The organism is Microbacterium paraoxydans (genome assembly GCF_900105335.1).
GTDB lineage: Bacteria > Actinomycetota > Actinomycetes > Actinomycetales > Microbacteriaceae > Microbacterium > Microbacterium paraoxydans.
In genome coordinates, this window is sequence record NZ_LT629770.1 from 3,515,544 (window position 1) to 3,536,412 (window position 20,869).

Annotated in this window: 21 protein-coding genes and 1 other RNA gene; 18 read left to right on the plus strand and 4 right to left on the minus strand. The window is 68.7% G+C overall.

Going from position 1 to position 20,869, the window contains the following annotated elements:
• The first annotated feature begins 71 nt into the window (after positions 1-71).
• The 3 genes from BLU02_RS17015 to BLU02_RS17025 are packed head-to-tail and all read left to right on the plus strand — an operon-like array spanning position 72 to position 2,115.
• The gene (locus tag BLU02_RS17015; protein WP_060921080.1) at positions 72-881 is read left to right on the plus strand and encodes a thymidylate synthase; all 810 of its coding nucleotides are present in this window, start codon (positions 72-74) and stop codon (positions 879-881) included.
• Positions 878-1,354 carry a dihydrofolate reductase gene (locus BLU02_RS17020; protein WP_060921079.1) on the plus strand — a complete coding sequence of 159 codons (477 nt, stop codon included), beginning with the start codon at positions 878-880 and terminating at the stop codon, positions 1,352-1,354. Before BLU02_RS17015 ends, BLU02_RS17020 begins: the two co-directional genes overlap by 4 nt.
• Positions 1,354-2,115, plus strand: a complete 762-nt coding sequence (locus tag BLU02_RS17025) for an SDR family NAD(P)-dependent oxidoreductase (protein ID WP_060921078.1) — start codon at positions 1,354-1,356, stop codon at positions 2,113-2,115. The genes BLU02_RS17020 and BLU02_RS17025 overlap by 1 nt, the downstream gene beginning before the upstream one ends.
• 9 nt (positions 2,116-2,124) lie before the next feature.
• Here BLU02_RS17025 and BLU02_RS17030 read toward each other — a convergent pair whose 3' ends face one another.
• The gene (locus BLU02_RS17030; RefSeq protein ID WP_060921077.1) at positions 2,125-2,664 is read right to left on the minus strand and encodes an NUDIX domain-containing protein; all 540 of its coding nucleotides are present in this window, start codon (positions 2,662-2,664) and stop codon (positions 2,125-2,127) included.
• Positions 2,665-2,743: 79 nt separating this feature from the next.
• Between BLU02_RS17030 and dapA the strand changes: the two genes are divergently transcribed.
• The 13 genes from dapA (at position 2,744) to dapF (ending at position 16,147) form a co-directional block, all read left to right on the plus strand.
• On the plus strand, positions 2,744-3,721 hold the full coding sequence (dapA, locus tag BLU02_RS17035) for a 4-hydroxy-tetrahydrodipicolinate synthase (RefSeq protein WP_025103222.1): 978 nt from the start codon (positions 2,744-2,746) through the stop codon (positions 3,719-3,721).
• A gap of 53 nt (positions 3,722-3,774) precedes the next feature.
• Positions 3,775-5,451 carry a ribonuclease J gene (locus BLU02_RS17040; protein WP_060921076.1) on the plus strand — a complete coding sequence of 559 codons (1,677 nt, stop codon included), beginning with the start codon at positions 3,775-3,777 and terminating at the stop codon, positions 5,449-5,451.
• Between the two features lie 91 nt (positions 5,452-5,542).
• Complete coding sequence (locus tag BLU02_RS17045; protein ID WP_060921075.1) at positions 5,543-8,257, plus strand: FtsK/SpoIIIE family DNA translocase; 2,715 nt, start codon at positions 5,543-5,545, stop codon at positions 8,255-8,257.
• Positions 8,257-8,832 (plus strand): CDP-diacylglycerol--glycerol-3-phosphate 3-phosphatidyltransferase, encoded by a 576-nt coding sequence (pgsA, locus tag BLU02_RS17050; RefSeq protein WP_060921074.1) that lies wholly within the window; start codon positions 8,257-8,259, stop codon positions 8,830-8,832. Before BLU02_RS17045 ends, pgsA begins: the two co-directional genes overlap by 1 nt.
• Positions 8,829-9,317: a CinA family protein gene (locus BLU02_RS17055; RefSeq protein WP_060921073.1), complete on the plus strand. Its 489-nt coding sequence runs from the start codon at positions 8,829-8,831 to the stop codon at positions 9,315-9,317. The genes pgsA and BLU02_RS17055 overlap by 4 nt, the downstream gene beginning before the upstream one ends.
• Before the next feature lie 141 nt (positions 9,318-9,458).
• Positions 9,459-9,767 (plus strand): helix-turn-helix domain-containing protein, encoded by a 309-nt coding sequence (locus BLU02_RS17060; RefSeq protein WP_025103227.1) that lies wholly within the window; start codon positions 9,459-9,461, stop codon positions 9,765-9,767.
• Positions 9,768-9,785: 18 nt separating this feature from the next.
• Positions 9,786-10,010, plus strand: a complete 225-nt coding sequence (locus tag BLU02_RS17065; protein WP_060921072.1) for a DUF3046 domain-containing protein — start codon at positions 9,786-9,788, stop codon at positions 10,008-10,010.
• Between the two features lie 260 nt (positions 10,011-10,270).
• Positions 10,271-11,317 carry a recombinase RecA gene (recA, locus tag BLU02_RS17070; protein ID WP_060921071.1) on the plus strand — a complete coding sequence of 349 codons (1,047 nt, stop codon included), beginning with the start codon at positions 10,271-10,273 and terminating at the stop codon, positions 11,315-11,317.
• Between the two features lie 389 nt (positions 11,318-11,706).
• A complete protein-coding gene (locus BLU02_RS17830) occupies positions 11,707-12,180 on the plus strand; it encodes a regulatory protein RecX (protein ID WP_231919607.1) in 474 nt (157 codons plus the stop codon).
• 49 nt (positions 12,181-12,229) lie between these two features.
• Positions 12,230-13,774 (plus strand): tRNA (N6-isopentenyl adenosine(37)-C2)-methylthiotransferase MiaB, encoded by a 1,545-nt coding sequence (gene miaB, locus BLU02_RS17080; protein ID WP_060921069.1) that lies wholly within the window; start codon positions 12,230-12,232, stop codon positions 13,772-13,774.
• Entirely contained in the window at positions 13,771-14,682 is a 912-nt protein-coding gene (gene miaA, locus BLU02_RS17085; RefSeq protein WP_060921068.1) for a tRNA (adenosine(37)-N6)-dimethylallyltransferase MiaA, read from the plus strand. Before miaB ends, miaA begins: the two co-directional genes overlap by 4 nt.
• A gap of 34 nt (positions 14,683-14,716) precedes the next feature.
• Positions 14,717-15,265 (plus strand): dihydrofolate reductase family protein, encoded by a 549-nt coding sequence (locus tag BLU02_RS17090; protein ID WP_060921067.1) that lies wholly within the window; start codon positions 14,717-14,719, stop codon positions 15,263-15,265.
• 9 nt (positions 15,266-15,274) lie between these two features.
• Complete coding sequence (gene dapF / locus BLU02_RS17095; RefSeq protein ID WP_060921066.1) at positions 15,275-16,147, plus strand: diaminopimelate epimerase; 873 nt, start codon at positions 15,275-15,277, stop codon at positions 16,145-16,147.
• 18 nt (positions 16,148-16,165) lie between these two features.
• Here the strand turns inward: dapF and BLU02_RS17100 are convergent, their stop codons facing one another.
• On the minus strand, positions 16,166-16,807 hold the full coding sequence (locus tag BLU02_RS17100; RefSeq protein ID WP_060921065.1) for a class I SAM-dependent methyltransferase: 642 nt from the start codon (positions 16,805-16,807) through the stop codon (positions 16,166-16,168).
• A gap of 66 nt (positions 16,808-16,873) precedes the next feature.
• On the opposite strand from BLU02_RS17100, the gene hflX reads away from it, so the two are divergent.
• Positions 16,874-18,385, plus strand: a complete 1,512-nt coding sequence (hflX, locus tag BLU02_RS17105) for a GTPase HflX (protein ID WP_060921064.1) — start codon at positions 16,874-16,876, stop codon at positions 18,383-18,385.
• Between the two features lie 10 nt (positions 18,386-18,395).
• Here the strand turns inward: hflX and BLU02_RS17110 are convergent, their stop codons facing one another.
• On the minus strand, positions 18,396-19,058 hold the full coding sequence (locus tag BLU02_RS17110; protein ID WP_060921063.1) for an SIMPL domain-containing protein: 663 nt from the start codon (positions 19,056-19,058) through the stop codon (positions 18,396-18,398).
• 140 nt (positions 19,059-19,198) lie between these two features.
• Here BLU02_RS17110 and ssrA point away from each other — a divergent pair.
• Positions 19,199-19,568: a transfer-messenger RNA gene (gene ssrA / locus BLU02_RS17115) on the plus strand.
• 120 nt (positions 19,569-19,688) lie between these two features.
• Here ssrA and BLU02_RS17120 read toward each other — a convergent pair.
• Entirely contained in the window at positions 19,689-20,867 is a 1,179-nt protein-coding gene (locus BLU02_RS17120) for a site-specific integrase (RefSeq protein WP_082749916.1), read from the minus strand.
• Between the last annotated feature and the right edge of the window lie 2 nt (positions 20,868-20,869).

The window sequence follows — 20,869 nt, forward strand, 5'->3', positions numbered from 1 at the left end:
TCGGTACGTGACGTGCGGATCGCGTGACGACCACCGCCCCCGCCGGGAGCGGGGCGGGTATCCTGACAACCATGAGCGCCGCTGTCCCGACTCCGTACGAAGACCTGCTCCGCGACGTGCTCGAGACGGGCACGCACAAGAGCGATCGCACCGGGACCGGGACCACGAGCGTGTTCGGGCGACAGATCCGCTTCGATCTCGCGCAGGGCTTCCCCCTCATCACCACGAAGCGCGTGCACTTCAAGTCCATCGCGTACGAGCTGCTCTGGTTCCTGCGCGGCGACTCCAACGTCCGCTGGCTGCAGGAGAACGGCGTCTCGATCTGGGACGAGTGGGCGGACGAGGAGGGCGACCTCGGCCCGGTGTACGGCGTCCAGTGGCGGTCCTGGCCGACTCCCGACGGCGGCAGCATCGATCAGCTGACCGAGGTCATCGAGCAGATCCGGCGCTCACCCGACTCGCGGCGCCTCCTCGTCTCCGCCTGGAATCCCGCGGACATCCCGGACATGGCCCTCGCACCGTGCCACGCACTGTTCCAGTTCTACGTCGCCGACGGAAAGCTCTCCTGCCAGCTCTACCAGCGCAGCGCGGACATGTTCCTCGGCGTCCCCTTCAACATCGCCTCCTACGCGCTGCTGACGATGATGATCGCGCAGCAGGTGGGGCTGGAGCCGGGCGACTTCGTGTGGACCGGCGGGGACTGCCACGTCTACGACAACCACGTCGAGCAGGTGCGCGAGCAGCTCACACGAGAGGCCTACCCGTATCCGACGCTGCGGTTCGCGCGGAAGCCGGACTCGATCTTCGACTATCGGTTCGACGACTTCGTCGTCGAGGATTACCAGCACCACGCACCGATCAGGGCGGCGGTGGCGGTATGACCTGGGTGGGGCTCATCTGGGCGGAGGCCGCCGGAGGCGTGATCGGCGCCGAGGGCGGCATGCCCTGGTACGTGCCGGAGGACCTGGCGCACTTCAAGGAGACCACCCAGGGCGCGCCGGTCGTCATGGGGCGCAAGACCTGGGACTCGCTGCCCAAGAGATTCCGTCCCCTGCCCGGTCGCGACAACATCGTCGTGACCCGACAGCAGGACTGGACGGCGGAGGGCGCCCGCCGTGCGGCCACGGTGTCCGAGGCCGTGCGCGGCCAGGAGAAGGTGTGGATCATCGGCGGTGCGGAGATCTTCCGTCAGGTGATCGCCGACGCCGACCGGCTCGAGGTCACGGAGCTCGACCTCACGGTCGACGGCGACACGTTCGCTCCGCCGAAGACCGGGTGGCGCGTGGTGGACGAGGGGGACTGGCAGACGTCCCGCACCGGCGTCCGGTATCGCTTCCTGAGGTACGAGCGCTGATGCCCACCGCACTGATCACCGGAGCCAGCGCGGGGCTGGGCGCCGAGTTCGCCCGTCAGCTGGCACGTCGACGCGCCGACCTCGTGCTCGTGGCCCGCTCGGAGGAACCGCTCTCGGCTCTCGCGGCGGAGTTGCGCGGCGAGTGGGGAGTGGCCGTCGAGGTGCTCCCGGCCGATCTGTCCGAGGAGGCCGGCGTCGAGCTCGTCGCGGCTCGGCTCCGTGATCGGGACGACCCGATCGACCTGCTCGTGAACAACGCCGGGTTCGGGCTGCCGCTGCAGTTCGCCGACAACGACATCGAGGACGAGGTGCGGCATCTGCGTGTGCACGTCGAGGCCTCCATGCGCCTGATGCACGCGGCCCTGCAGACCATGCGGGGGCGGGGCGGTCGGATCATCAACGTCGCCTCGGTGGCCGGTTTCATCTCGCGGTCGACGTACTCCGCCTGCAAGGCCTGGCTCATCGATTTCAGCCGATGGGCGAACGCGGCCTACGGTCCGGACGGCGTGAGCGTCACGGCGCTCTGCCCCGGTTTCACGCACACGTCCTTCCACGAGCGGATGGGTCTCGCGGTGGGCGAGGAGGGCGTGCCGCCGTTCCTGTGGCTCGATGCCCGAGACGTCGTGCGCGAGGGGCTCCGCGACGCGGCGCGCGGTAAGGCCGTGTCCATCCCCTCGCTGCGTTACAAGGCCGTCGTCGCCGTGACGAAGGTGCTGCCCCGATCCCTCACTGCGGCTGTCGCGCGTCGGGGCCGGGTCTGACGCTTCCGGTCAGCGGAATCGACCGAGGCGGATCCCTGCGAGAGCGATCGCGGCGATCGTCTCCCCGTCGGTGATCCGACCGTCGGCGATCATCCGGAGGACGTCCCCGAACGCGACCCACTCGACGGTGTCGATGCCCTCTTCCGCGCGGCTGTCGGCCGCGTCGTCGATGCGCTCGATCTCCCGCGCCAGGAAGACGTGCTCCGTGGCCTCCGCGATGCCGTCGAGCGCGTGCGTGCTGCCGAGGTGCTCCCACCGGTGCGCACGGTACCCGGACTCCTCCCGGAGCTCCCGTTCCGCGGCGGCACGCGGGTCCTCGCCGTCGGTACCGCCGGCGGGGACCTCGACGGACGGTCCCACCGTGTAGCGCTCGACGGTCACCAGGCACACCCGGTCCTCGGCGTCCATCGCGACGATGAACACCGCGGGGTTCTTGACCGTCATCACGCCGTAGACGCCCGGGCCGCCCGGCCCGGTGACGTCGTCCTCACGCACGCGGATCCAGGCGTTCTCGTAGGTCGTGCGCGAGGCGTGCGTGATCCAACCCATCGTGCGAGCTTACGGCCGACGGAGCAGTAGCACGCGGACGCGTCCGCGGCAGCGGCATCCGACCCGATACGCTGGACGCATGACGCACTCGGGCAACCCCTTCGGACAGGTTCTCGTCGCGCTCGTCACTCCGATGACGGCCGACGGCGAAGTCGACTGGCCCGCCGTCGAGAAGCACATCGATGACGTGATCACCGCAGGCGCGGACGGCATCGTCGTGACGGGAACGACCGGCGAGACCTCGACCCTGACGGACCCGGAGAAGCTCAAGCTCGTCGAGGTCGGCAAGTCCGTCTCCGCAGGCCGCGCGAAGATCATCACCGGCGGCGGATCGAACGAGACCGCGCACGCCATCGAGCTGTACAAGGCCAGCGAGAAGGCCGGTGCCGACGGCATCATGATCGTCACGCCGTACTACAACAAGCCGACGCAGGCGGGTATCCTCACGCACTTCCGGCTCGTCGCCGATGCGACCGACCTGCCGGTCATCCTGTACGACATCCCCGGGCGGACCGGTGTCCCGATCAAGTACGAGACGATCCTCCGGCTCGCGAAGCACCCGAACATCCTCGCGGTGAAGGACGCCAAGGGCGACTTCTCCGAGGTGAGCCGTGTGCTCAACCAGACCGACCTCATGTACTTCTCCGGTGACGACGCGAACGTGCTGCCGCATCTGTCGATCGGGGCGACCGGCCTCATCGGCGTGACGGCGAACGTCGCCGCCGCTCCGTACCGGACCATCATCGATGCGGTGAACCGGGGCGACCTCGCCACCGCGACGGCCGAGCACAAGCGACTGGAGCCGCTGGTCCGGGCCGTCATGACGCACGTCCCCGGCACGGTCGCCGCGAAGTACATCCTGCACGGGTTGGGTCGCATCTCCAGCCCGCGTGTCCGCCTTCCCCTCGTCGGCCCGGAGGAGTGGGAGGCCGCCCTCATCGAGGACGAGCTCGATCTCGTCAGCGGCGTGCCGGGGGCGGACTTCTCGAACTTCCGGCCCGACCGCAACGCGGCCGCGGGCGGCGCCCTGCCGAAGGTGCACGGCACGACGCGCTGAGCCGCGTCACCATGAACGAACGGACGCGTGGAGTGTCCGACTGAGGAGACAGCATGTCCATTCCCCTGGCCGAACCGTCCGCTCTCGACGAAGGGACGCTCCGGGTCATCCCGATCGGCGGCCTGGGGGAGATCGGTCGCAACATGACCGTGTTCGAGTACGCGGGCAAGATCCTGATCGTGGACTGCGGGGTGCTCTTCCCGGAGGAGCACCAGCCGGGTGTCGACCTGATCCTCCCCGACTTCGAGCCGATCCGCGATCGTCTCGATGACATCGTGGGCGTGGTGCTGACGCACGGGCACGAAGACCACATCGGGGCCGTTCCGTACCTGCTGCGGCTGAAGAGCGACATCCCGCTGATCGGCTCCGGACTCACGCTCGCCCTCGTCGAGGCGAAGCTGAAGGAGCACCGCATCAAGGCCTTCACCTTGACCGTGAAGGAAGGTCAGCAGGAGAAGGTCGGACCGTTCGACCTCGAGTTCGTCGCGGTGAACCACTCCATCCCGGACGCGCTGGCGGTCGCGATCCGCACCCCCGCCGGCATGGCTCTGGCCACCGGCGACTTCAAGATGGACCAGTTGCCCCTGGACGGCCGCATCACCGATCTGCGCGCGTTCTCGCGCCTGGGGGAGGAGGGCGTCGATCTCTTCCTCGTCGACTCCACCAACGCCGACGTCCCCGGCTTCACGCCCACGGAGCGCTCCATCGGCCCGGTCCTCGACCAGGTCATCGGCAAGGCTCCGCGGCGCGTGATCGTCGCGAGCTTCTCCAGCCACGTGCACCGCGTGCAGCAGGTCATCCACGCCGCGCACGCGCACGGACGTCGGGTGGCTTTCCTCGGCCGCAGCATGGTCCGCAACATGACGATCGCGGAGCAGCTCGGCTACCTCAAGGTGCCGGCGGGCGTGCTGATCGACTTCAAGAAGGCACGCGACCTCCCGGACGAGCAGATCGTCTACATGTCGACCGGTTCGCAGGGCGAGCCGATGGCCGTGCTGAGCCGGATGGCCAACATGGACCACGCCATCGAGGTGAGCGAGGGCGACACCGTGATCCTGGCGTCGAGCCTCATCCCGGGCAACGAGAATGCCGTCTACCGCGTCATCGACGGGCTCACGAAGCTGGGCGCCAACGTCGTGCACAAGGCCAACGCGCGCGTGCACGTGTCGGGGCACGCCGCGGCCGGCGAGCTGCTCTACTGCTACAACATCCTCAAGCCGAAGAACGTCCTCCCTGTCCACGGGGAGTACCGGCACCTGATCGCCAACGCCAAGCTCGCCCAGGACACCGGGATCCCCGAGCAGAACACGATCATCGCCTCCAACGGCACCGTGATCGACCTGAAGGACGGAGTCGCCCGGGTGGCCGGGCAGCTCGACCTCGGGTTCGTCTACGTCGACGGCTCGACCGTCGGCGAGATCACCGACGCCGACCTCAAGGACCGCCGCATCCTCGGTGAGGAGGGGTTCATCTCGGTCATCGTCGTGGTGGACGCCGCCACCGGGCGCATCATCTCCGGTCCGGAGATCCATGCCCGCGGTGTGGCCGAGGACGACGCGGTCTTCGACGACGTCGCTCCGAAGATCGTCGCCGCCCTGAAGGAGGCGTCCGGCAACGGCGTGCGCGACACGCACGCGCTGTCGCAGGTGGTGCGTCGCACGATCGGCCGCTGGGTGAACCAGAAGCTGCGTCGTCGTCCGATGATCGTCCCTCTCGTCATCGAGGCCTGACCCTCGGATCACGGCGCGCCCTCGCGCGCCGTGATCGTCGATTTCCGCGTGGTGACGCGGAGATGTCGGTCTCGGGTCGTACCGTGGAGGCATGGCCAGGAGCAGCACCAAGACCGAGCGCGCCTCGACGAGCGCCCCGTCGCGCCCCAAGCGGCAGGCGGCTCCGAAGGCGCAGCCCGCTCCGAAGAAGTACATCGACGAGGCGGACAAGCCGCCCGTCGCCGCGCGCGCCTGGAACGGGCTCGCGCACGGCGTCGGCGGACTCTTCCGGGCCTTCGGGCCGGAGACGCTGCAGAAGGACGACCGCAGAGACGGCTTCCCGTTCCTGCTGGTGATCCTGGCGGCGCTCGGCGCCGTCAACGAGTGGTTCTTCATCGGCAACGAGGTCGCGGCGAACATCAGCGCCTACTCGGTGGGGCTCTTCGTCGGTCGGGTGGCCTTCATCATGCCGGTGCTGCTGCTCTTCCTGGCGGGATGGCTCTTCCGGCACCCGTCGTCCGTGCACGACAACGGACGCATCGGCATCGGCTTCGGGATGTTCGTGCTCGCTCTGGCGGGCATCTTCCACGTCGCCGGCCCTCGCCCCCACCCGAATCAGGGCATGCCCGCGCTGAGCGAGTCGGGTGGTCTGCTCGGATGGCTCGTGGGGCAGCCCCTGACGTACCTGACCGACATCCCGGCCTACATCATCCTCGGGCTGCTCGCCGCCCTGAGCATCCTCATCCTCACGAAGACCCCGCCGAACCGCATCGGTGCGCGCCTGGGAGACCTCTACGCGTGGATGTTCGACGCCGAGCGCCCGCAGAAGCCGGCGAAGGACGCTGCGGACGCGGTCGACGAGGCAGACAAGGTCGACGATCCGGACGTCCTGCCCTGGTGGCGGCGCAACAAGACCGGTCGCGAGGAAGACCCCGACGAGGGGACTCTCGCCTCGGACGACATCACCGCGCTGTTGTCCACGACCGAGGCCACCCCGGCGTACGACCAGGCCGTGACGGTGGCGAACCCGTACGACGCGGCGACCGAAGTGCTCAGCGACGTGCGCTCGGTGACCGACGCGCTGGCGGAGCAGCAGACGACCGCGCTGCTGGACGATGAGTCCGACACCGGCGAGATGCCGGAGCTCCCCGGACTCGACGGCTTCGGCACGGAGGGCCCGGGCGACCGCGGCCCGCAGGCGCCGGTGGCCCCGTACATCCTTCCGTCGCCGGGCGTGCTGTCCGAGGGTCCGCCCTCGGTCGCGCGGTCCGAGGCGAACGACCGCATCGTCGAGCAGATCACGAGCGTCCTCGACCAGTTCAAGGTCGACGCCAAGGTCACCGGGTTCTCCCGTGGTCCGACGGTCACGCAGTACGAGGTCGAGGTCGGCCACGGCGTCAAGGTCGAGAAGATCCTCCAGCTCAGCAACAACTTCGCCTACGCGGTCGCCTCCAACGACGTCCGCATCCTCTCGCCGATCCCCGGCAAGAGCGCGATCGGCATCGAGATCCCGAACACCGACCGCGAGACGGTCGCTCTCGGCGACGTGCTGCGTTCCGCGGCCGCGCAGAAGAGCACGCACCCGCTCACGATCGGCGTCGGCAAGGACGTCGGCGGCAACTTCGTCGTCGCCAACCTCGCGAAGATGCCGCACCTCCTGGTGGCGGGCTCGACGGGGTCCGGAAAGTCCAGCTTCGTGAACTCGATGATCACGAGCCTCCTCATGCGGGCGCGCCCGTCCGACGTGCGCATGGTCCTCATCGACCCGAAGCGTGTCGAGCTGACGAGCTACGCCGGTGTCCCGCACCTGATCACTCCCATCATCACGAACCCGAAGAAAGCCGCCGAGGCGCTGCAATGGGTCGTGAAGGAGATGGACATGCGGTACGACGACCTCGCGTCGTTCGGCTTCCGCCACATCGACGACTTCAACCGCGCCGTGCGTGCGGGGGAGGTGGAGGTGCCCCCGGGCAGCGAACGGGTTCTCAAGCCGTACCCGTACCTCCTCGTCGTCGTCGACGAGCTCGCGGACCTCATGATGGTCGCCCCGCGCGACGTCGAGGACTCGATCGTCCGCATCACGCAGCTCGCTCGCGCCTCCGGTATCCACCTGGTGCTCGCCACGCAGCGCCCGAGCGTCGACGTCGTCACGGGCCTCATCAAGGCGAACGTGCCGTCCCGTCTCGCGTTCGCGGTCACGAGCGTCACCGACAGCCGCGTGATCCTCGACAGCCCCGGCGCCGACAAGCTCATCGGCCAGGGTGACGCGCTCTTCTCGCCCATGGGCTCGTCGAAGCCGTTCCGACTGCAGGGTGCGTGGGTCGACGAGAAGGAGATCGACGCGGTCGTCAAGCACGTCACGCGTCAGGCGCGTCCCGAGTACCGTGCCGACGTCCAGGAGGCGATGGAGCCGGCGAAGAAGAAGGAGGTCGACGAGGACATCGGCGACGACCTCGAGCTCCTGCTCGCGGCGGCCGAGCTCATCGTCTCCTCGCAGTTCGGATCCACGTCGATGCTGCAGCGCAAGCTGCGGGTCGGCTTCGCCAAGGCCGGACGCCTGATGGATCTCCTCGAGTCCCGTGAAGTCGTCGGCCCCTCGGAGGGCTCGAAGGCGCGCGATGTGCTCGCGACCCCCGAGCAGTTGCCGCAGGTCATGGCGAAGCTCCGCGGCGAAGACGTTCCGTCGGCTCCGGCGGCTCCGGCTGCGCCCGCCGCCGCGGCGGTGCCGCAGGCCGAACGGGATCCGTTGGAGGCGCAGTACGACGGCCTGCCGGTCGTCGAAGCGGAGGGCGACGAAGACGCCTGGGGCCTGACGGGACGCGACTGATGGCGATCCCTCGGCAGCTCCCCAACGCCATCACAGTGGCGCGCATCCCGCTCGCCGTGGTGTTCTTCGTCCTCCTGCTCGTCGGCGGGACGTACGGCCTCGCCGATCTCACCGTGCGCTGGATCGCTGCCGTCCTCTTCATCGTCGCCATCTCGACCGACTGGGTCGACGGCTACCTCGCACGTCGCTACGACATCGTCAGCGACTTCGGCAAGCTCTGGGACCCGATCGCGGACAAGCTCCTCACCGGCGCCGGATTCGTCGGGTTGGCGATCCTGGGCGAGGTCTCCTGGTGGATCGTCGTGATCATCCTCGTCCGCGAGTGGGGGATCACCATCCATCGTCTGGTCGTCGCGAGCGAGCACGTTGTCGCAGCCGCCTGGATGGGCAAGATCAAGACGGCCTTCCAGGGCGTCGCCCTCGGCTGGGCTCTCCTGCCGCTGCACGTGTTCATCGGGCTCGCCCCGTGGACGGTCGTGACGACCGTCCTCATGGTCATCGTGCTCGTGCTCACCGTCGTCAGCGGGATCGACTACATCGTCGCGCAGGTGCGCGGCGCGCGTCAGAGCCGATGAGCGGCACGACGCCGGCCGAGGCTCTGGACGCTCTGCGTGAGCGAGGCTGGACCCTGGGTGTGGCGGAGTCGCTCACCGGCGGTGCGGTGTGCGCGGCGCTCGTCGCGGTTCCCGGCGCCTCCGCGGTGCTCCTCGGCGGCGTCGTCGCCTACGCCACGCCCGTCAAGCACACGCTGCTCGGCGTCGACACCGACCTGCTGGAGCGATACGGGCCGGTGCACCCGGAGGTAGCGCGGCAGATGGCTGCCGGAGTGCGCGACGCCGTCGCGGTGGATGGTCTCCCCGGCGATGTCGGGGTGTCCACCACGGGGATCGCGGGTCCGGACTCCCCGGATGGGCAGCCCGTGGGGACCGTCCACATCGGCGTGGTCACCCCGACGGTGAGTCGGACCCGACCGTTCCACTTCGAGGGGGACCGCGACGCGGTGCGAGCACAGACGGTCGCGGCGGTCCTCGATGTGCTGGCCGCTGCGCTGCGGGAATAGCGACCCCCCGCGTCATGTTGATATGGATGTGCTCACATTCAAACCACAGAGTGCAAGGGTAGATTCTGTGCAAGCCAGGAGGACTAGACTGGCCGTCTCTTCGAGGGAGACCTCGATTCACGAACTGCGGAGGAGGTTCCGATGATTCTTGTACGACAGGAGATCGGCGACGTACTGAGGGACTTCCGTCTGCAGAAGGGGCGGACGCTCCGGCAGGTCGCGAGCAAGGCATCCGTCGCTCTCGGTTACCTCAGTGAGGTCGAGCGCGGACAGAAGGAGGCATCGAGCGAGATCCTCGCCTCGGTGGCAGAGGCACTCGACGTCCCCATCTCCACGATCATGCGCGAGGTCGGGGACCGCATCTCGGTGCTCGAAGGCATCCAGGTCTTCCCGGACGTCGTTCCGGACGACCTGGTCGCGTCCGTGGAGCCCGAGCTCTCGCTCCGCTGACACTCGGAGAGCACCCTTATGCGACGCAGTGAGTTCCTGCGCGCCGTCGACGCCGAGTTCCATGCCCGAGCCTCTTCTTTGGTGAACGACCTCGTGCTCTCCGGCATGGGGGGACGAACGGCACTCGAGGCTCTCGAAGCCGGCGTACCTCCGCGCGACATCTGGCTCGCGCTCTGCGCCGACATGGATGTCCCGGAATCCCGTCGCCACGGCGTGGGGCGTCTGGAGCCGCGCGGTCGATGACGGCGGCTTCCCGGGTGTGCGGAAGTCCGACACGCCGGACCGGCGTGTTGTCGAAAATCTGTTCGAACCGGGCGTAGTCTTCTGCACAAGTGGTCAGACGGTTCTGATCCCCACGATCCGTGGCTCCTCGACGCAATGTCGGAGGTCCGCCGTACCGTGAGGTCCAGGCTGAAAAGCCATACGCCTTGTCGGAGAGTTCCTTCCGCCGGAAGAGCCGCGACAGCCTACAGGCGGCAGCACACGCGCAGAAGGAGCACACCATGCCATCACCCGCCGACCGCGAGAAGTCCCTCGAGACTGCCCTCGCCCAGATCGACCGCCAGTTCGGAAAGGGCTCGGTCATGCGACTGGGCAGCGATGAGCGTGCCCCTGTGGCCGTCATCCCCACCGGTTCCATCGCCCTCGACGTCGCCCTCGGCGTGGGAGGTCTGCCGCGTGGCCGCATCGTCGAGATCTACGGCCCGGAGTCCTCGGGTAAGACGACGCTGACGCTGCACGCCATCGCCAACGCCCAGCGGGCCGGCGGTATCGCGGCATTCATCGACGCGGAGCACGCGCTCGACCCCGACTACGCCGCGAAGCTCGGCGTCGACATCGATGCCCTTCTCGTCTCGCAGCCCGACACGGGTGAGCAGGCTCTCGAGATCGCCGACATGCTCGTGCGCTCCGGTGCCATCGACCTCATCGTCGTCGACTCGGTGGCGGCCCTGGTGCCGCGTGCGGAGATCGAGGGCGAGATGGGTGACTCCCACGTGGGCCTCCAGGCCCGCCTCATGTCGCAGGCGCTGCGGAAGCTCACCGGTGGTCTGAACCAGACGAACACGACGATGATCTTCATCAACCAGCTGCGCGAGAAGATCGGCGTGTTCTTCGGCTCCCCGGAGACCACGGCCGGTGGTAAGGCGCTGAAGTTCTACGCCTCCGTGCGTATGGACATCCGCCGCATCGAGACGCTCAAGGACGGCACGGACGCTGTGGGTAACCGCACCCGCGTCAAGATCGTCAAGAACAAGATGGCCCCGCCCTTCAAGCAGGCGGAGTTCGACATCCTCTACGGCGTCGGCATCTCCCGCGAGGGCAGCCTGATCGACTTCGGCGTCGAGCACGGCATCGTCAAGAAGTCGGGATCGTGGTACACCTACGACGGCGATCAGCTGGGCCAGGGCAAGGAGAACGCGCGGACGTTCCTGCTCAACAACGCCGACATCGCCTTGGCGATCGAGAGTCAGATCAAGCAGAAGCTCGGTATCGGCGGCCCGGCCGCGGCTCCGGGTTCTGATGAGCTGGCCGAGCGTCGCCCGGCCTGATGAGTGACCAGCGTGGGGGCGATTCCGAGCGGATCGCCCCCATCATCCCTCTTTTCGGCGGACCCGCGCGTGCGGAGCGTCCGGCCGATGGCGGTGCGGAGGACTCGTCATCCGCACCGCCTGCGGGGTCGGGGCCGACCGCGGACGCGGCGCGACTCTGGCGCTCGACGTGGCACGAGCCCTCGTCGGCAGGGTCCCCGTCGGTCGACGACGGTTCTCCCAGCGCGCGGCACCCCGCCCGGGGTGCCGCGGCGCGGGCCGCTTCCCGGGGCGGGAAGACGACCACGTTGCGCGCCGTCGGCGATACGTCCCGATCGACCGGAGGGGGAGAGGGCGCGGAGAACGGCCCCTCGGCGGCGGAGGTCCGAGTGACGGCGGAGGAGTCGTTGGTGCGGAAGCTCCGCACGCGGTCGCTGTCCGTCTCCGAGGCCCGGCTGGTGTTGAGAGGACACGGGCTCGCGACGGACGCCATCGAAGACGTGATCGACGACTTCGTACGGCGCGGATACCTGGACGACGCCGTGCTCGCCGAGCTCCTCGTCACGTCCGGCGTCGAACGCAAGGGCCAGGGGAGGGTCGCGTTGTCTCGAGCGCTCGCGCAGCGGGGCATTCCTCGTGAGGTCATCGACGCCGCGCTCGACGAGCTGCCCGACGACGATGCGGAGCGGGCACTGGAGTTCGCCCGGACCAAAGCGCGTTCGATGGGACGCCTCGACCCCGACGCGGCGCTCCGACGGTTGGTCGGGCAGCTGTCGCGCCGCGGGTACGGGGGATCGGTCGCCATGAACGCGGCGAAGACGGCACTGCGGGAAGCCTCGTTCGGCGGTGGTGTCTCCGGCGTCCGGTTCGTGGATTCCGACTGACGGTCCGCACGCGATCGGCTCTCGGTGACGCTCGTACAATGGGAGCATCATGACTATCCCCCGCAGTGAACCGACGATCATCAGCGCGTCGTCGGCGGCCGTCGACGATGACGGGCGCCAGCGATCCTACGAAGTGCGCACCTTCGGCTGCCAGATGAACGTCCACGACTCCGAGCGTCTGTCCGGATCCCTGGAGAGCGCCGGCTACATCCGTGCCGAGGCCGGAGCCGAGGCCGACGTGGTGATCATCAACACCTGCGCCGTCCGGGACAACGCCGCCGGGAAGCTCTACGGCACTCTCGGGCATCTGGCCGCCGTCAAGCGACGTAAGGCCGGGATGCAGATCGCCGTCGGTGGCTGCCTCGCGCAGATGGACAAGCAGGCCGTGCTCGACAAGGCTCCCTGGGTCGACGTGGTGTTCGGCACACACAACATGGGGTCCTTGCCCGGTCTCCTGGAGCGCGCGCGCCACAACGGCGATGCCGAACTCGAGATCCTCGAGTCCCTCGAGGTCTTCCCGTCGACGCTTCCCACCAAGCGCGACTCGGCGCACAGCGGCTGGGTGTCGATCTCCGTCGGCTGCAACAACACCTGCACCTTCTGCATCGTCCCGAGCCTCCGGGGCAAGGAGAAGGACCGTCGGCCGGGCGACATCCTCAACGAGATCCGCCTGCTGGTGGAGGACGGCGCCATCGAGGTGACGCTCCTCGGGCAGAACGTGAACTCGTACGGGGTGGAGTTCGGGGATCGTCAGGCGTTCGGCAAGCTCCTCCGCGCCGCCGGCGAGATCGAGGGACTCGAGCGCATCCGTTTCACGAGCCCGCATCCCGCCGCCTTCACGGACGACGTGATCGACGCGATGGCGGAGACGCCCGCCGTCATGCCGCAGCTCCACATGCCGCTGCAGTCCGGGAGCGACCGGATCCTCAAGGCGATGCGCCGCTCCTACCGCAGCGAGCGCTTCCTGGGCATCCTGGACCGCGTCCGCGAGCGCATCCCGCACGCGGCCATCACGACCGACATCATCGTCGGCTTCCCCGGCGAGACCGAGGAGGACTTCGAGGACACGATGCGCGTCGTCGAACAGTCGCGCTTCTCCGGAGCCTTCACGTTCCAGTACTCGATCCGCGAAGGCACCCCGGCGGCCACGATGCCCGACCAGGTACCCAAGGACGTCGTGCAGGCCCGCTACGACCGGCTGATCGCGCTCCAGGAGCGCATCTCGCTCGAGGAGAACCAGAAGCAGGTCGGCCGGGAGGTCGAGGTTCTCGTGTCCACGGGCGAAGGCAAGAAGGACACGGAGACGCGTCGCCTGACCGGGCGGGCGCAGGACAACCGGCTCGTGCACTTCGAGGTCACTCCCGGGTCGGAGCTGCCGCGGCCGGGTGATGTCGTCACGGTGACGGTGACGCACGCCGCGCCGTTCCACCTCCTCGCCGACGATCCGACGGGTGCCCCGCTCCGCATCCGCCGGACGCGTGGTGGCGATGCGTGGGATCGGGGACAGGCCGAGTCGTGCGCCGTGCCGGCACCGAGCGACGGCGCTCCGCGCGCCGTCTCCCTCGGCCTGCCGACCCTCCGCGTCGGAGTGTGACCGCGCCTCGGCTCTGGGCCGTCGTCGGTGCGACCGGCACGGGGAAGAGCGATCTGGCGCTCGATCTCGCTGGGGAGCTCCGGCGTCGCGGCAACCCGGCGGAGATCGTCAACGCCGACGCCATGCAGCTCTACCGCGGCATGGACATCGGTACCGCAAAGCTGTCGGTCGCCGAACGTCGCGGCATTCCGCACCACCTCTTCGACGTGCGAGAGGTGACGCAGGACGCCGCCGTGGCCTGGTATCAGCCGCTCGCGCGTAACGCCGTGCAGCGGATCCACGCGGCGGGAGGAGACGCGATCCTCGTCGGTGGATCCGGACTCTACGTGTCGAGCGTCGTCTACGAGTTCCACTTCCCGCCCCGAGACCCCGCCATCCGCGAGCGTCTCGAGCAGGAGCTCGATCGCGAGGGCGTCGAGTCCCTGCTTCAGCGGTTGCGTGCGCGCGATCCGGAAGCCGCGGCCCGAGTGGACCCGCGCAACGGGAGACGCGTGATCCGCGCGCTCGAGATCATCGAGCAGGGGAGCGCGACGCATGGTGCCGCTCTCCCGGCGACCCCGACGCTCTGGCACCCGCACACGCGTCTGATCGGCCTGCAGGTGGATCGGGCCGAACTCGTCGCCCGTCTCGATGCGCGCGTGCGTCGGATGTGGGAGCACGGCCTGGTGGCAGAGGTCGCCGGGCTGCGGGACCGCGGTCTGGAGCGTGGGACGACAGCCCCGCGGGCGATCGGATACGCGCAGGCGCTCGCACAGCTGGACGGACGCTCCACCGCCGAGGAGGCGATCGCCGAGACGCAGGCACTCACGCGGCGCTACGCACGACGGCAGGTGTCGTGGTTCAAGCGCTACCCGGAGCTGGAGTGGGTGACGCCACCCGTGGCCGTCGCCGACCTGCTGGGGGACTGACCGCGATGTCGGCGGCCCGTGCGAGCATGCGCGTATGGCCACTCACTACTTCACCGCGTCCAGCCTGGACGGCTTCATCGCCACTGCCGAGCATTCCCTGGACTGGCTGCTGAGCCAGGACATCGACATGGACGGTCCGATGGCGTACCCCGGCTTTGAGAAGAGCATCGGCGCGCTGGTGATGGGGGCATCCACGTTCGAGTGGGTCATGCGCCATGAGGAGGGCCGCTGGACGTACACGCAGCCCACGTGGGTGCTGTCGCATCGTGATCTCGCGGTGCCGGAGGGGGCTGATGTCCGCGTGACGAGTGCCGACATCCTCGACGTCCACAGCGCGATGCTCGACGCGGCGGGTGGCAAGGATCTGTGGGTGGTCGGCGGGGGAGACCTCGCCGGGCAGTTCGCCGACGCGGGGCTGCTGGACGAGTTCTGGGTGCAGTACGCACCGGTGACCCTCGGGAGCGGCGCCCCGCTGTTGCCGCGGCGACTCGATCTGGAACTGATCGAGGTGGCCCGCAACCGCAGCTTCCTCTGCGGGCGCTATCGCGTCGCACGGCCGGGCGCAGGGGCGTCGGCTCCCTAGACTGGTCCCATGGTCGCATTCACCAAGGGGCACGGTACCGGCAACGACTTCATCATCATCGCCGACCCCGAAGGGCAGCTGGAGTTGACGGCGGAGCAGATCGCCGTGCTCTGCGATCGTCACTTCGGCATCGGCGCGGACGGCGTGCTGCGCGTCGTGCGCTCATCCGCGATCCCGGAGGGTGCAACGGCCCTGGCGGAAGAGCCGGATGCCGAGTGGTTCATGGACTACCGCAACGCGGACGGTTCCGTGGCCGAGATGTGCGGCAACGGGATCCGCGTCTTCGCCCACTACCTCGTCCGCTCGGGTCTCGCGGCGATCGAGCCCGGCAGCACGCTTCCGATCGGCACCAGAGCGGGCGTCCGTGACGTCACACGCAGCGTGAGCGGCTATCAGGTCGACCTCGGCGCGTGGAAGCTGTCGGGAGACGACCCGCTGGTGCGCGCGGACGGGCTGACCGTCACCCGTCCGGGACTGGGTATCGACGTCGGGAACCCGCACGTCGTGGTGGCGCTGGCCTCGGACGCCGAGCTCGGACTGCTGGAACTCACCCGCACGCCCGAGCTGGAGCCGGCCCCGCCCGCGGGAGCCAACGTCGAGTTCGTGGTGCCCGGCGAGCCCCTCGTGCGCGACGGCATCGGGCACGTGCGGATGCGCGTCTTCGAGCGCGGCGTCGGCGAGACGCTGAGCTGCGGGACGGGCGTCGCCGCCACGGCTCTCGCTGTGCGCTACTGGGCCGGCGCTCAGGCCCCCGACAACTGGCAGGTCGAGGTTCCCGGCGGCACGCTCGGCGTCCGCATGTTCCCCGCCGAAGACGGGGAGCACGTCGCACTGTCCGGGCCTGCGCAGCTCGTCTATCAGGGTGAGGTCGACCTGGTCTGAGGCCGCGGGGCGGACCTCTCAGACGATGTCGATGGGCTCCGTCGGCGGTGTTCCGTGCTTGCGCACCTTGAGGATGCGGTAGCCCTTGCCGGTCGCCGTCCGGAAGACGCTGTAACCGGGCTGGAAGGTCGCCGCGATCCAGCGCTGCAGGGAGTCGGCGCCGAGGTTCCGCTGGACGACGAGCCACGCATCGCTGCGCTCGTCGAGCCTCGGGATCCACTTCTCCAGCAGACCGTGCAGCTCGTTCTTCCCCACCCGGATCGGGGGATTGGATCGGATCGTGCGGAAGGTCACGTCGGCGGGAACATCTTCGGGCAGTGCGGCGTTGACATTGGTGAGGCCGAGGGCTGCGGCGTTGCGACGCACGAGGTCCAGAGCCCGCTCATTCACATCGACCGCCCAGACGGTCGCGTGCGGTGCGGCCAGCGCCATCGACAGGGAGATGGGACCCCACCCGCTGCCGAGGTCGAGAAGATGACCTCCGGGAGGAACGGGAGGCATGTTGGCGAGAAGCACTGCGGTGCCGGCGTCGAGTCGATCCGGGCTGAAGACACCACCCGCGGTGGTCACTTCGAGCTCACGTCCTGCCAGGGATACGCGGATCTTGCGCAGGTTCTCGGGGCTAGCCGGGGCCGCAGTGAAGTAGTGGTCGGACCCCATACGGTGAGCGTACCGGACGGCGCGGGCTAAGGTTAAGGCTCGCGAGGAAACCAGAGACAGGAACGGATGACGGAGACGAAGACACCCTCCACCGACGACCAGACGGTCGACCGCGTGCTGGCGAACGCAGAGAAGCGCTCGGAGGTGCGGATGTTCGGCGCCGCGCAGGCGCTCCAGGACGAAGCGACGGCCGCGCACTCGACGGCAGACGGCGACCAGTGGGACCTCGAGGATCGGCACGCGCTGCGGCGTGTGGGCGGTCTGTCGACGGAGCTCGAAGACGTCACCGAGGTCGAGTACCGTCAGCTGCGCCTCGAGAACGTCGTGCTCGTCGGCGTGTACCCGCAAGGGGCCCAGGAGGACGCGGAGAACTCGTTGCGGGAGCTCGCCGCCCTTGCGGAGACCGCCGGCGCCGTCGTGCTCGACGGCGTGCTGCAGCGCCGTCCGCACCCGGACGCCGCCACCTACCTCGGACGCGGCAAAGCGCAGGAGCTGAAGGACATCGTCGCCGCCGTCGGCGCCGACACCGTCATCGCCGACACCGAGCTGGCCCCCAGCCAGCGACGTGCGCTCGAAGACGTCGTGAAGGTCAAGGTCATCGACCGGACCACCGTGATCCTTGACATCTTCAGCCAGCACGCCAAGAGCCGAGAGGGCAAGGCTCAGGTCGAGCTCGCGCAGCTCGAGTACCTGCTGCCGCGCCTGCGCGGTTGGGGTGAGTCGATGAGCCGACAGGCCGGTGGACAGGTCGGCGCCGGAGGCGCGGGCATGGGCTCGCGCGGTCCCGGTGAGACGAAGATCGAGCTCGACCGCCGACGCATCCGGACGAAGATGGCGCTCCTGCGCAAGCAGATCCGCGACTTCGCGCCCGCGCGCGAGGCGAAGCGGGCCGAACGCAAGCGCAACACCATCCCCTCCGTCGCCATCGCCGGATACACGAACGCCGGGAAGTCGAGTCTGCTCAACGCGCTGACGAGCGCGGGCGTGCTCGTGGAGAACGCGCTGTTCGCGACCCTCGATGCGACCGTCCGTCGGTCCGAGACCGAAGACGGCCGCGTGTACACGCTCACCGACACGGTCGGATTCGTGCGGAACCTGCCGCATCAGCTCGTCGAAGCCTTCCGCTCCACGCTGGAGGAGGTCGGTGACGCGGACGTCGTGCTGCATGTGGTCGACGGCTCGCACCCCGACCCGGCCGGCCAGCTGCAGACGGTGCGCGACGTGATGGGCGATGTCGGCGTGCGAGACATGCCCGAGATCGTCGTCTTCAACAAGGCCGACCTCATCCCCGAGGACGAGCGGCTCGTGCTGCGCGGCCTGGAGCCGCAGGCGCACTTCGTCTCGTCACGGTCCGGCGAGGGCATCGTCGAGCTCCGCGCGGCGATCGAGGAGGCGCTGCCGAAACCGGCCGTCGAGCTCCACGCCGTGATCCCGTACGACCGCGGTGACCTCGTCGCGGCGATCCACGAGACCGGGATGCTGCTGTCCGTCGAGCACCAGGAGGCAGGGACCGCGGTGCACGCGCACGTGTCCGAGCGTCTCGCGGCCGACCTCGCGCCCTACGTCGTCAGCGACTGACGGCAGAGGCTCAGCGAGCGAGGAAGCGCGCCTCGACGGTCGCCGTGAGGACGATGTCCTGCGGCTCGTACTCCATGGCCGGCGCGGAGTCGGCCGCGAAGGCGACGGCGCCGCGTGCTTTCCCCAGCGGAGCGCCGGGTGCAGGTGCCGAGGACAGCAGGCCGGTGTCGGCGATCTCCAGGGGCGTCACCTCAGCGAGGCCGAGCGCGGCGGCGTAGGCCTCGGCTCTCGTCACGGCCACATGGACGGCCTGCGTGGCGACCTCTCGTTCCACGCGAACGCGGGTCTCAGGGGTGAGGTGCCAGTCGACACCGCCGACCTCGACGCCATCCCAGGCGGAGATGTCGGAGATCCAGACAGACAGTTCCGACGCCTCGGCGAAGGTCGCGGTGAGGTCGATGCTCGCGTAGTAGACCGGGGCGAGACGTTTGCCGTCGGCGTTCCAGGGGCGCTCGGCGCGCACGGAGAGCCGCGTGCTGCTCCAGTCGAGGGCGGAGCCGGCGTCCACGCGTCCCACGATGCTGCTGCGGACCGGCTCGGCCAGGCGCATGACGTGATCGACGACGGTCGCGCGCTCCGGACCCTCGGCGCGCACCGAGACGCGGACGGTCGCCCGTTCCGGCGCCAGGCGGGCTTCGTGTTCGCCGCGGACGGTGACTGTCACATCGCTCATGGGGCGACTCTACGCGACGGGCACGGCGGCGGGGAATGGCGGCGGAGGCGCAGACGTTGTAGTCTGTGATGCTCGGGCGTTCGTCGTCCGAGGCTGACAATTCCACAGCGTGACAGCGGCTCCTTCGAGAGAAGGACCACGGGGCTGATCGGTTTCGACAGCGCCTGTGAATCCACGAGAAGCGGGCCGAGGATGCAGAGTTATCTCGTAAACGCTCTCTGCAAAACAATAGTTGCCGAAACCAAGCGCAACGACTTCGCCCTCGCTGCCTAAGCGAGCCCGATAGTCCGTCAGACCGTATGTGATTCCGATACGGATCCTGGCGTCATCTAGGAATCTTGCTGCGTGACGGCGTCTGGACGTCTCGTGGGACTCTTCCCAGGCTGGGCTCGTCGACTTAGGTGTCTGTGACAAAGGTCGGAGCCGAGCAGAACGCTTCCACAGACTGCGCCCGGAGAAGGCGTGGAGACTCAGCGTTGGACGGGGGTTCGATTCCCCCCAGCTCCACCAAGCCGTTGTCACTGAAGAAGCCCCCGTGTTCCCTACTCTCGTATGGGAACACGGGGGCTTTTTCGCGTTCCGGGCACCTGTGGACAACCGCCCCGTGGGCACGGAATGGGCACGTTTCGTTCAGGCCGTGAGCCCGATCCGCGCAAGAGCAGCCGTCGCCGTCTGAACGCCGCGCGTGTGCATCAGCTCGGCGACGCTATCGAGATCGTCGTCGAACAGGTCAGCGTACGTGTCGAGGGTCATCGCGGCGGACTTGTGCCCGAGCATCTTCTGCACGACCTTCACGTTCGCGCCGGCACTGATCGCGAGCGAGGCTGCGGTGTGCCGCAGATCATGCAAGGTGAGCAGCGGGATGTCGGCGGTGCGCTGGGCTGCGACGAACCAGGAGCCGGAGGTCGCCGAGGTGCGCGGCCGGAGAAGGTGCGAGCCCGATGCGCTCGCGAACACGAGGTCGCCTGGGCCCTTGCCGGCCGTGAGAGCCTCGAGGGCTCGGGTGAGGAACACGGGGAACGGCACGGTGCGTCGCTCCCAGGATTTCGGTTCGCCGACGTGGATCTCGGAGTTCACCTGGACGGCGTTCTCCCGGATGTGGAGGCGGTGTCGGAGGAAGTTCACGTGCTTCACCCGGAGGCCGATCGCTTCGCCCCACCTGATGCCGGTGTACGCCAGCACGAGGACCAGCACCGCGAGCTGCGGATCCTTCACGGCGCTGGCGAGCTGCGCGACCTGCGCGTCAGTGAGGTACCGCCGATCCTTCTTCGACGCCTTTCGCGGGAGGTTCGTCACGCCGCGGGCAGGGTTCTTCGCTATGCGACGGTCACGCTGGGCATCGTCCAGGATGCCCCCGAGCACGCCGAGCGCGCGCAGAATGACGGTCGCGGACAGCGGCTGCGTGTCCTTCTTGGTCCGTCGCTCGCGGGCCGACTCAGCGACGCCCTCGAGCATGTCCTGAATCCAGTGCTCCACCTCGGTCGCCTCGATCGTCGTGACGCCGCGCCCGCCCCACTTCGGGGCGACGTGGACGCGCCATGACGTCTCGATCGACTTGAATGACGACGGCTTCAGCGACTTCTTCCGCCGGAGCCAGGAGGGAGCGAGATCGCCCACGGTGATGCGGCCGCGCGCAGGATCGATGTAGTCACCCTCGGCCTTCGCGGTCGTCACTCGGGCCAGGAACAGCTCCGCTTCCTTCTTCGTGCGGAACCCACGCTTCTTCGTCTGGGTCTTGTCCGGCTTCCGGTACCGCACCATGTACCGCCGCCCGTTGCTCGTGTCGTACGGCTCGATTGTTCCGGCCACGT